This window comes from Aestuariibaculum scopimerae (assembly GCF_059428085.1).
In genome coordinates this window covers 2,251,098-2,262,761 of sequence record NZ_CM182089.1, presented here as the reverse complement: position 1 = coordinate 2,262,761, position 11,664 = coordinate 2,251,098, and the positions used below count along the sequence as shown (strand labels likewise).

The following is an 11,664-nucleotide window of genomic DNA, read 5'->3' as shown; positions in this document are numbered from 1 at the left end:
ATGGTAGCCTTATATTTTGAATGATAGAATAACATGACATTAATAAAATCCATTTCAGGTATTAGAGGTACTATTGGGGGCAAGGTAGATGATAACTTAACTCCTATTGACGCCGTAAGGTTTGCTGCAGCTTATGGTATGTGGCTTAAAAACCAATCTTCTAAAAAAACCCTCACTGTTATTGTAGGAAGAGATGCAAGAATATCAGGTAAGATGATAAGTAACTTGGTTTGTAACACCTTAGTAGGTTTAGGCATTAACGTAATTGATATAGGCTTATCCACCACACCAACCGTAGAAGTTGCCGTGGTTTTAGATCAGCTTGATGGTGGCCTTATCATCACCGCAAGCCACAACCCAAAGCAGTGGAATGCCCTAAAACTTTTAAACGGAAAAGGCGAATTTTTAAGCGCTCAAGATGGAGCGGCTATTTTAAAGATTGCTGAATGTGAAGATTACTTATTTGCCGAAGTAGATGATTTGGGAATTTATCAGGAAAAAACAGGTTATATAGACAAGCATATAGATACCATTCTGAATTTAGAATTGGTTGATGCCGAAGCCATAAAAAGAGCCAACTTTAAAGTGGTTTTAGATGCTGTAAATTCTACAGGTGGCATTGCTATTCCTGCCTTATTGAAAAGATTAGGTGTTAGCTGCATTGAATTGTATTGCGAGCCCAACGGACACTTTCCACATAACCCGGAACCCTTGAAAGCGCATCTTACCGATATTTCAAGCCTTGTTGTTAAAGAACAAGCCGATTTAGGGATTGTAGTAGATCCAGATGTGGATAGGCTTGCCCTTATTTGTGAAGACGGATCGATGTTTGGAGAAGAATACACACTCGTAGCTTGTGCCGATTATGTACTGAAAAATAACCGGGGAAATACGGTTTCTAACCTATCATCATCTAGAGCATTACGCGATATTGCAAAAAAACACCAAAGTAGTTATCAAGCCAGCGCGGTAGGTGAAGTAAATGTGGTGGCCTTAATGAAAGAAACCAATGCCATTATTGGCGGCGAAGGAAATGGCGGTATTATTTACCCTGCATCACATTATGGCAGGGATGCCCTGGTAGGGGTTGCTTTATTTCTATCTCATTTAGCACACAGCAAAATGTCTTGCAAAACGCTAAGAGATTGTTATCCCAACTATTTTATGAGTAAAAATAAAATAGAACTTACTCCACAAATTCATGTAGACGCCATTTTAAACCAGGTGGCATCTACTTATAAAAATGATGCGCAAGTAACCACTATAGATGGGGTAAAAATAGATTTTGAAGAGGAATGGGTACACTTAAGAACATCAAACACAGAACCTATTATTAGAATTTATACAGAAAGTACCTCACAAAAAAAAGCCGATGCTTTGGCCGAACGTTTTATAGAAGAGATAAAACTGCTAATTAGCAGTACTGTTTGTACTTAATGGCATGCACAATAACTTAACATGATTTAAAACCTTAACCACTTTTTCATGAATGGCTTGTCCAACCATAAGGTTTTTGCTTAAAACTTCCATTTTAAATTCAACCCCTGTGCAATTGGTTTTTAATTTAGAAATACTAAAATGCCCCGTGGGGAAATAAATGATTAATCCATGTGGTTCCAATGGCTCTTGCAGGTATAAAGTAAACTCGCCACTAAGCCAATTAACAAACTTATTGAAGGCGCTTAGGCTTTCCAATTGGTGATTATCTACCACCTTAAAGGCTGTTATACTGGTTTGCTTTTGGTTCATACCATAGCATTTAAATCTTTATGTAGGTCTTGTTTTTGTTCATATACCACAATAATAAATATAAGATGGCAAATCCGCCTATTGTTGCAAAAGCATCATAGTATGGTCCTATAAACTGCTCAAAACCAAAAAGCACTTGCTTGGCAATTGATGGAAAATCTATAACATGGGATAGCACATAGGCTGTAATGGCATTGATACCGATAACTTTTAAGGGCAAAGACCATGTTATGTAGCCTTTAATATCTATAACCCAATAAAATACAGCCAATAAAATAAATGATATTCCTGATGACCAAAGGACAAATGTACTTGTCCATATCTTTTTAACTATGGGGTGCCACATATTGCATACCAAGGCCAAAGCCATGGCAATACCTCCAATAACTATTAAATATTTAGCTACTTTAACTCTTGGCATACTAGAACGAAGCAATTCACCAGCAAATAGCCCCGACAATGTAGTTGCAATAAATCCAAGTCCGCTTAACAACCAAGTATATTGGTAGCCATCATCAAAACGTCCAAAAACATAATGGTCTATATATAAGGCTATATTTTTATCTGGCAATAACTGACTTTTGCCCATCCCAGGTACTATTGCATATTCTAATAATAGGGCGTAAACAACCAAACAAGCTACAAAAAACAGATATCTGGCTTTTTTGCTAAAATGGATATACGCTATGCATGAAAATAAGTATCCTACAGCTATGGCCTGAAGTGTATTGCTAAAAACCTGAAACTTATTAATATCTAAATGAAGTAGGTTGCCCTGTACAATCCACCCCAAAATAAACAATATTATAAAGCGCTTAATAAGGTGCGGATATAATTTAAATTTATTATCAATATCCTTTACCCGCCTTTCTAATGAAAAGGGAATCACCACACCAACAACAAAGAGAAACAATGGCATGATAATATCATAAAAATGAAAGCCAAACCACTCTGGATGTAAAAATTGATTGGCTAAAGCATTTGTAAAATCAGTTTGGGCACCTTCATTAAGACTATAAAAAAAACGATCTGCAAAAATAATCATGAGCATATCAAAGCCCCTTAATGCATCAATGGACGTTAAACGATTTTTTTGCATAGTATGTTTTTTTAGGTTCTGTATTTTTAAAACATTTCCAGATGTTTTAGTATTTAAAAACACCTGGAAAGATATAATTGCTGTTAAATCGTAGAATACATTTATAAATTATTCACAAAGACGCAGTTCTTCCAAAGGAAGCTCGTAAGTAACAAAACTACTTGTGGCGGTTACCTTTGGAAAGTTACCCACACTGGCCCAACCACTGGTTAATTCAGAAAAACCAAAACTAATGGAATTACTAAGCGATCCTAATTGTGTTTTAGGGATACTAAACTCAATGGCATTGGTTTGGGCATCTACATTAACAATTCCAGAAGAAATCATGTTTTGACTACCCCCTAACCAATTCCAAGCCCATCCCCCATTTGGGTCGGCATGTTGGTAAAAAGCACCCCAGGAGTTGCTTAACAAAGGTCCTTCAAACAGATAGTCTGCACCCGATCCATTAGGCCATTGCCAGCTTAAAAGACCTGTAGTGGCATTACCATCAGAATTAATATACATATCCACTAATTCCATTTGCATGGTTGTATTACCTTCTAAATATACACTGATATAGTCGCCTTTGCCCCATATTTTAATTCTTTTCATAGACACACCATCGGCCTCTTCATACAAGTAGTCTATTTGTTGCCAATCATCAAAATCACCGTCAATATCTATATCTATGTTTAGAACCTCTGGTGCGGTTATGGTCTTAGTTATGTATGCTTCCCCGCCCGATTCATTCATGGCCGTTAGGGTAACATCTATATCTCCCCCAACAGTAACATATCGATATGTTGGGTTTTCTTTTTCACAGTAAAAGCTTAAATCTCCAAAATCCCATCTATAGCTGGTTGCTCCTTCAGACAGGTTTGTAAATGTAAATATGCTGCCATCACTTGTAAAAGAAAAATCTGCTACAATATTGTTGTTTCCTGAATCAACTGAATCGTCCGATCCGCACCCTGCTAAGAGCAGAAAGGCGATAAAATAGAATAAATGTTTTATTTTTTTCATGATTTATTTTATTAGAGATTAAATTTTAATTAATTGTTAGTGTATGCAACAACTTATTGAGTCCAGTGGAAGCATCCCAAGTATCTGTATTCGCTAAACGAATGGTATATTCTGGTCTATCTTTTAATGATTCCGATTGATCTTCTATTTTTAAGTAGAGATCGTAATTGCCTGCCGGTATACCAGACAGACTAACGGTTTCTTTTAATTCATAATCAGAATCTGGTGTTACTTTCCTAACATCAAAGTTTAAAGCTTTCTCATATAGGGTACCATTGGTGGCCTTAAATATTAAAAGCGTGTTTTTAACATTATAAACTGGGGCAAAGCCTACATTTTGTAGGGTTGCATTTAATTGAAAGTTACTGTTTACAGTAGCTTCTTTTTTTAGTGCTGCCGATTTTAATAAAAGCCTGTAGCCCAATTTTCGTTGAAAGTCTGTAAAACAATTATTGTTTTTCCATTCCTGTAGTACTGGTCCGTAATAATCAAGATTTAAATACGTCCATTTTAACAATTTCATTTCTGTTTCTGCTTTTGTACAACTGGCAATGGGTACATCGGTTGGCGGACAGGTTTCGCCTCCTGTAGGTACAAAGAAGGCTTCTTGGCTTATGTAATTTTTCTCGGCACTAATATTTTGATAGGTTCCATAATCGTCTGCACTGGCCAAAAAACAATCGTTGTGGAATCCAACACGTGCAAGATTGGATGTACCATAACCAACATCACTTCCTATTGCTGTTGTATAATCAAAAATATTTTGCTTGTATAATGGGGTTCTTACCTGCAACTTAATTTCCTTTGGAAATACTTCCAGCATTTTCATTACAACCGCTTTTCTATTGGGCGTTGTAGCCAGTCCGTTACTTGAAAAGTACCATTCCCCCCAAGCTCCAATAAACCCTGCCTGTACAAATGCTATAACATCGGCATGCGCTGTAACTATTGGTTTTAATTGATCTAAATGGGATTCTATAATATTAAGAGGGGCATCTGTTCCATCTATATCGTCTGTATAAGCAAAACGCAACACACATTTAACACCTGCATCTCTTAATCTTTCTAAGTCTGTTTTTATCAAATCCAGCTCGGCTGTACTTAAATCGGAATCCTTAAAGGCTTCTAAATAATAAAGCCGATTGATTATGGTAACATGCTCGTTCTTTAAATTTTGTAGTGTTGCCACACTAAGTGGCGTCCCTTCTGAATACACCTTCCATAAATGCATGAAGCCACGCTCTGGGTTAGAAATAACCTCGCTAGAGGCATTATATGTTATATTGCTTATTGAATCATCTACTGGGTCTTCGTCTTCAACACTGCTACCACCACAACCTAGCATGATGTTAAAAAGCAATACTATTATTAATTTATACTCCATAGTTGTTTTTTTAATAGTTATTTTTTTTATGTCACCCATATTAATAATCATCTTTTATCCAATTATAGGGTTGTCTTTTAACCCAATTCCCCCTTGTAAAATCAGGGAAGTCTTGGGGTTCTCCGTTATTATCTATTGAAGCTTCCGATAATGGCGTAACGGCACTCCAGGCAGCAGCATCGTAAGCATCTAAAGGAGGTGCTACGTTTCGCTTGGCAGATTCTACAAAAGCATGTATTACAAAAAAGTCCATGCCTCCATGTCCCGCACCATTAGCTTTTTCGCCATACTTTTGCCATAAGGGGTGGTCATATTTTTCCAGCCACTTATCAGCAACATCCCAGTGGTGGGCTTCTGTAACGCCAGCTATATGGATTCTGTTTCCGTCTACTTCCCACAAACCGTTGGCGCCTTGTACCCTAAAGCCTAGTGAGTAGGGCCTTGGCAAATTGGTATCGTGGGTTACTATAATAGTCTCATCATTAGCGGTTTGTATTGTGGTAGTTACAATATCGCCCAACTTAAACTTAACTTTTGCATTGGGGTGGTTTTCACCCCCATTTTCAACAATATAATTATGCAAACCAACACTTTTGGTTGCGTGGGACGTTAAGGACACAAATCTGTTACCTCTATTGATGTCGCACATGGCAGCTATTGGGCCTACTCCATGGGTTGGGTATAAATCAGCATTTCTTAATACAGAGTGTTGGGTTCGCCATTTGGCTTCAGACATTGCTTTTTCTCCAAATTCCACACCCCCACCGTAAGGCTGTTTACCGTTGTTGAATTTAACTTCACGCAAATCGTGTTGGTACCCACATCTAAAATGAATCAATTCCCCAAAAACATTTTGCCGTACCATATTTAAAACGGCCATAATATCTCTGCGGTAGTTTACATTTTCTAAAATCATTAAATGGGTTCCGGTTTCTTCATGTACATTCACTAAATCCCAACATTCTTCAAGGGTATTTGCTGCAGACACCTCTAAACCTGTATATTTACCAGCCCTCATAGTATCTTTGGCCATACGTGTATGCCATAACCAAGGTGTTGAAATTATAACAGCATCTACATTGTCCAATGCCAGGAGGTTTCTGTAGTCGTAATCATCTTTCCCAAAAACCAAGGGCTTTTTACCCCCTTTGCTTGTTATTTTTTCTACGGCAAGTTTTGTTCTACTAGAATCTATATCGCAGATAGCTGTAACAGTAACATCGTCTCTTGACAAGAGGTTGTTTAAATGATTGGTGCCTCTAAGTCCAACCCCAATCATACCTATTTTAAGCTTTTCAAAAGTTGGGCTTGCTCCAAATGTAAAACCTGGCATTAACGCTAAACCTGTACCTGCAATAGTTGCTTTTTTTATAAAATCTCTTCTAGAGTCCATTATTATGTGTTTAAGTTTTATTCTTAATTTTAAAAAGGGTTGAGTTACTATAAACTAATTCAAAACAGTACATCTTAAACCAACCCTTTTATCCAACTAAACTAATATTAATTATATCCAGGGTTTTGTATAAACACCCCTTTACCTTCACTAATCCTATCCAGCGAAAAGGGATATAGTACTTTATAAGGTGCTGCTTGACTGGCACTACCGTTTAATTCTATGGCATGCTCTACAAACTTATTGTGCCTTATTAAATCAGATCTATACTGTCCATTCTCACACCAATATTCGTGAGATCTTTCTAAAAGAATCATCTCGTTAAATGCATCTAAATCTGAATAATTCGCCAATAATATATCGTCTAGGCCAGCACGATCCCTTATGGCGTTCACCAAGTCTATGGCCTCTTGGGTGGGAGCACCATTTTTATTTGCTATGGCTTCTGCTTTTGATAAAATAACATCGGCATATCTGTATAAAATGATATCAACTGTGGTCAATGCTGTATTTCTAGCAGCATCTTCATCAATTTTTAATGGTAGGGGTCCCATTTGCATAACATTTCCTGGATTGGATCTGTTGTAGGTTACCCCATCGGTACCTGTATATTCGGCTATTAAATTTGTTTTTCTAACATCATTGGGTTCAAATGAATCATAAAACATCCATGAGCTTTGAATGGTTGCCCAACCACCTCTTACTGGATAATTGGATGGCAATACCATCATTTGCCATTGGTTTTCACTGGTACCGGCATAATCTGCAGGAACTGCAAACATAACCTCTTTATTATCGGCTTGGGATTCTTTGCTGAACATGTCTACATAGTCGTCTGCTAACTCGTAATAGTTCATAGCCATAATGGCGTTGGCCTGTGCCTCTACATCTGCCCATCTTTTTTCATGCAGGTATAACCTAATTAGCAACATTCTTGCAAAGCCTTGGCTAAATCTACCATAAGCAGCATCTTCTGGACTCGGTAAGTCTTCGGCAGCATCCAATAAATCTTTTTCAATAAAGTTTACCATTTCTGTATGACTCAATCTAGCTAATGGTGTTTCAATTAATGGGTTTTCCAAAACTTCCAAAGGCGCCACTACAATAGGGCCATACATATCAAAAAGTTCATAGCTTAAAAAAGCTCTGGCACACTTAAGTTCTGCAATGCCTCGCTTTTTAATATTCTCATTTACAGAAGATTTTTCCAATCGGTCTATACTTAATGTATTAGAACTAATTCTATTGTAAAAATCGTCATAGAATCTCGTAACCCCGGCACTTGTTGGCACATAACTGGTTAGTGTTGCCAATTGTTGCACACCAAAATTTCCTTGAAGTATCTCGGTAGTGGCATCATTAACAAACATGATTCCACGTTCTGATGTTGTATGGATACCATTCCACCAAGAGCCTCTTAGTGGGTAATACGCCGCTACAACCAGAGCTTCTACATCTGCTTCAGAAGCTGGGAAAATAGCTGGGTTAATTTCATCATAGTTAATTGATTCGAGCTCGGGGTTGCACCCAAATGTTACGGTTAACAAAAACCCCAGCGTTATTAATTTTAATTCTTTCATAATCATTTATTTTTTTAAAATTTCAAATCTATACCTAATGTGTAAGTCTTAACATTAGGATATGCTGCTACTAAGTTAGTAGGGTCTTGATCTGTTCCTTGTAACCTACTGTCATATCCATTTGTTTCAGGATCTACACCATCAAATGGTGTAATAAGAAATAAATTTTGAGCGTCAAACCTAATAGCTGCACTGTCCAGTATTTTACCAATTAGCTTGGAGGGCAGACTATAAGATAATGATAGATTTTGCAAACGTATAAACCAAGCATCTTGTAAAAAGAAATCCCCAGCACTGTATTGTGTATAGCCATAATGCGATGCCGGCCTGCTATTGGTTGGATTATTTGGTGTCCATCTATTGTAAATATTTCTTAAAGCGTTACGGCCATTTTGCCAAACACCATCGGCTGAAACACCCAATGCCAAATCGGTAGCATCTACTATTTGTCTACCAAACATTCCATTAAAATGGAAGTTAAGTTCAAAGTTCTTATAGCTTAAACTGTTACTAAAACCAGCTATAAAATCAGGATCTGTAGACCCTGTTAGCACAATGTCGGCCTCATCTATAATACCATCTGGTTCTCCTGTAGCTATAAACCGTCCGTTTTCATCAACTACGGGGTTGCCTAAATTGTCTCTAGAAAAACCGTTGATGTCTTTAATCTTTATTTGTCCAGGAAATAAATCTGGTTGTGCTGGAACAACCTCTCCTACTTGCATAATACCATCAGACAGGTAGGTGTAGCGTGCACGAATAGGATCATCTACACTTTGATAAATACTGGGTTTCCAATCAGGCGCTCGCTCTTTCCAGCGGTCCTTGAATTTAGAGAATGTTAGGGTACTTTTCCATTTAAAATCTTCCGTATCCACATTCACTGTATTCAATGTTACTTCAATACCTTTACTTTGTGTAGACCCTACGTTGGCCCAAACTTGATTTATTTCGTTATAGGAGTTGATAGGCTTTATTTGTAATAAATCTGAAATCTCCTTATTGTAAACCTCAACGGATCCTGATAATCTGCCTTTAAAAAATTCAAAGTCAAGACCAATATTTATTTCTTCAGTGGTTTCCCATTTTAGGTCTGGATTTTCCAATCTAGATGGAAATACACCAACTAAAATAGACTCATCAGGGTTTAGATAAGCTGGCTGTGCATAATAGGCTGCAAAGGCATTGGACCCAATGTCGGCATTTCCTGTTTGTCCATATCCTACTCTAAGCTTTAACTGCGATATGTTGCCGTTTGAGCTTCCCATAAAAGGTTCATTAGCAATATCCCATCCCAAAGCAACTGATGGGAAAATAGCAAATCGGTTGTTTTTAGAAAAAACACTGGAACCATCTCTACGAATGGTTGATGACAATATATAGCGTTCTTTATAGGTATAGTTTAACCTACCAAAATAAGACACTAAATTGTTTTCGTATTTGGCCGATGCCAATACTTTGGTTCCTGCGCCCGCATTAATATTATTCCATAAAAAAGCATCCGTTAAAAAATCACTGTTTCCAGAGGAAGCGCTTTCAGATCGGTATTTTTGTCTTGAATACCCAACTAGGAAATTAAAACTATGGTCATTATCAATAATTTTAGAGTAATTTAAGGTAAAATCAAAAAGGGCATCATTCTTCTTTTCATTTGCTATGGTAGCCCTACCATTTTCTAATGCTCCGTAAAGGGTTGTTCTAGGCAAGTAGGTATTTCTACTTGTGTAACCTTGGTCTATACCCGCTTGTAATCTGGCCACTAACCCTGTTAGCGGTCTTATTTCCATAAAAAAGTTTGTAAGCGTTCTATCTATCACCCCTTTATCTGTAATAGTAAGTAAAGAATAAGGGTTTGGTTCTTGTGAGTTATCTGGATTTATTGGGTAATTCCCAAATTCATCTATGGCCTGTATGTGTGGGCCATACTGTAATGCAGACCTAAGAAGTCCTGAATTTTCGTAACGATCGCCTCCTAATTGGCTGTTATCATTATTAATTCTACTCATGGTTAGGTTCATACCAACCGCTAAAAAGTCATTCAGTTTTTGGTCTAAGTTAAATCTTAGCGATGCTCTATCAAATGCTGAATTTTTTAAAACCCCTTTTTGTTCGAATAAGTTACCAGACAAAAAGTATTTTGTAGATTGTGTACCGCCTCTTAAAGACAGGTTGTGCTGTTGTGCACTACCATCTCTTGTCACTAGGCCCAACCAATCTGTGCTTTGTCCTGCATTATTTATTTGACCGTCTGAATAAAATCTAGTAAACGCCACACCATTAACGGGGTTGGCAATAGCTTCTTCCAAAGTTCTGCTACTTGTATTGCCACTACTGTATGGCTCTACCCTATTTTGAAACAACCAATTTTCGTAAGCAGCATCATTTCTCAATTTCATCCACTCTTGCAAGCTCAATACATCAAAATCATCATTATAAGCCTGTAGTGAAAAAGACGACGAATAACTTACTTGAACTTTTCCTGAAACCCCTTTTTTGGTGGTGATTAAAATAACACCATTGGCTGCTCTGGCTCCATATATGGATGTAGCACTTGCGTCCTTCAAAACAGATATAGCTTCAATATCATTGGGGTTAAAAGAGTTTAAAATACTTTGTGTACCGCCATTATATCTATTACCCGTTCCCGGTTGTTGAAAGTCGGTAATTGGGAAACCATCAACAACTATTAAAGGTTGGTTACTGGCATTGATAGACCCTGCACCTCTAATTTGAAAATCTAAACCACCCCCTGGTTGTGCACTGTTTTGGGTAATTTGTAAACCCGACACTTTACCTCTAAGCACATCACCTATAGAAGATGAGGATGACAGTACTAACTCTTCGGTTTCAACAGTTGAAATGGCTCCTGCTATATCTTTTTTTCGCTGCGTACCATACCCTACAACCACCACTTCATCTAAACTTGTATTGTCCTCTGTCATGGTAACATTTATTGTAGATTGCCCATCAATTAAAATTTCTTTGGACACAAAACCTAAATACGTAAACACCAGTGTTGTACCATTTTCGGGAACGCTTATACTATAAGCGCCATCAAAATCTGTTGCAGCACCCACTGTAGTTCCCTTTACTTGTACAGAAGCTCCAGGTAAAGGAATACCCGATGCATCTGTAACTTTTCCAGTAACAATGGTTTGTTGCACATTCGCCTCTTTAACATCTAAAGAAGAACCTAATGTATGTGAATAAACTTTCACATTAATTTGCATAAAAGTAACTAACAATATTGCTAGAGTTAGTTTTATTCTTAAATCAAATTTCAACTCATTACTCATTATGCTGAGTAGCTTCTTTAATTTTTTCATATTTTTACTTGTGATTTAGTATTTAGAGATTAAATTAAGTCACTTATTATAACCGAAAAGTGCTCCAACATTTTTCGGTTTTTAAGTTTAATAGCTGTTCGTGTTGTTATTTCGTGTTTCATTCCAGT

The 11,664-nt window shown here is 37.2% G+C and carries 8 protein-coding genes; 1 reads left to right on the top strand and 7 read right to left on the bottom strand.

The window, feature by feature from the left end; translation table 11 throughout:
* Positions 1 to 33: 33 nt before the first annotated feature.
* Positions 34 to 1,437: a phosphoglucosamine mutase gene (gene glmM / locus AC5SR4_RS09770; protein WP_495356062.1), complete on the top strand. Its 1,404-nt coding sequence runs from the start codon at positions 34 to 36 to the stop codon at positions 1,435 to 1,437.
* On the opposite strand, the gene AC5SR4_RS09765 is transcribed toward glmM, so the two are convergent.
* From AC5SR4_RS09765 to AC5SR4_RS09735, 7 genes are all read right to left on the bottom strand, one after another.
* Positions 1,411 to 1,749: a hypothetical protein gene (locus AC5SR4_RS09765; protein WP_495356061.1), complete on the bottom strand. Its 339-nt coding sequence runs from the start codon at positions 1,747 to 1,749 to the stop codon at positions 1,411 to 1,413. The two genes, glmM and AC5SR4_RS09765, sit on opposite strands and share 27 nt — an antisense overlap.
* A gap of 10 nt (positions 1,750 to 1,759) precedes the next feature.
* The gene (locus tag AC5SR4_RS09760; RefSeq protein ID WP_495356060.1) at positions 1,760 to 2,848 is read right to left on the bottom strand and encodes an acyltransferase family protein; all 1,089 of its coding nucleotides are present in this window, start codon (positions 2,846 to 2,848) and stop codon (positions 1,760 to 1,762) included.
* A 108-nt stretch (positions 2,849 to 2,956) separates the two neighbouring features.
* Complete coding sequence (locus AC5SR4_RS09755) at positions 2,957 to 3,853, bottom strand: PKD domain-containing protein (RefSeq protein ID WP_495356059.1); 897 nt, start codon at positions 3,851 to 3,853, stop codon at positions 2,957 to 2,959.
* Positions 3,854 to 3,878: 25 nt separating this feature from the next.
* Positions 3,879 to 5,237, bottom strand: a complete 1,359-nt coding sequence (locus AC5SR4_RS09750) for a DUF4832 domain-containing protein (RefSeq protein WP_495356058.1) — start codon at positions 5,235 to 5,237, stop codon at positions 3,879 to 3,881.
* A gap of 40 nt (positions 5,238 to 5,277) precedes the next feature.
* Positions 5,278 to 6,630, bottom strand: coding sequence for a Gfo/Idh/MocA family protein (locus AC5SR4_RS09745; RefSeq protein WP_495356057.1), 1,353 nt, complete (start codon positions 6,628 to 6,630; stop codon positions 5,278 to 5,280).
* Positions 6,631 to 6,737: 107 nt separating this feature from the next.
* A complete protein-coding gene (locus tag AC5SR4_RS09740) occupies positions 6,738 to 8,210 on the bottom strand; it encodes a RagB/SusD family nutrient uptake outer membrane protein (RefSeq protein ID WP_495356056.1) in 1,473 nt (490 codons plus the stop codon).
* A 14-nt stretch (positions 8,211 to 8,224) separates the two neighbouring features.
* Complete coding sequence (locus AC5SR4_RS09735) at positions 8,225 to 11,536, bottom strand: SusC/RagA family TonB-linked outer membrane protein (protein ID WP_495356055.1); 3,312 nt, start codon at positions 11,534 to 11,536, stop codon at positions 8,225 to 8,227.
* Positions 11,537 to 11,664 lie beyond the last annotated feature (128 nt).

Coding starts and splice junctions, on each gene's coding strand:
- glmM (WP_495356062.1), top strand. CDS start 34: ATGACATTAATAAAATCCATTTCAGGTATTAGAGGTACTATTGGGGGC.
- AC5SR4_RS09765 (WP_495356061.1), bottom strand. CDS start 1,749: ATGAACCAAAAGCAAACCAGTATAACAGCCTTTAAGGTGGTAGATAAT.
- AC5SR4_RS09755 (WP_495356059.1), bottom strand. CDS start 3,853: ATGAAAAAAATAAAACATTTATTCTATTTTATCGCCTTTCTGCTCTTA.
- AC5SR4_RS09750 (WP_495356058.1), bottom strand. CDS start 5,237: ATGGAGTATAAATTAATAATAGTATTGCTTTTTAACATCATGCTAGGT.
- AC5SR4_RS09735 (WP_495356055.1), bottom strand. CDS start 11,536: ATGAAAAAATTAAAGAAGCTACTCAGCATAATGAGTAATGAGTTGAAA.
- AC5SR4_RS09760 (WP_495356060.1), bottom strand. CDS start 2,848: ATGCAAAAAAATCGTTTAACGTCCATTGATGCATTAAGGGGCTTTGAT.
- AC5SR4_RS09740 (WP_495356056.1), bottom strand. CDS start 8,210: ATGAAAGAATTAAAATTAATAACGCTGGGGTTTTTGTTAACCGTAACA.
- AC5SR4_RS09745 (WP_495356057.1), bottom strand. CDS start 6,630: ATGGACTCTAGAAGAGATTTTATAAAAAAAGCAACTATTGCAGGTACA.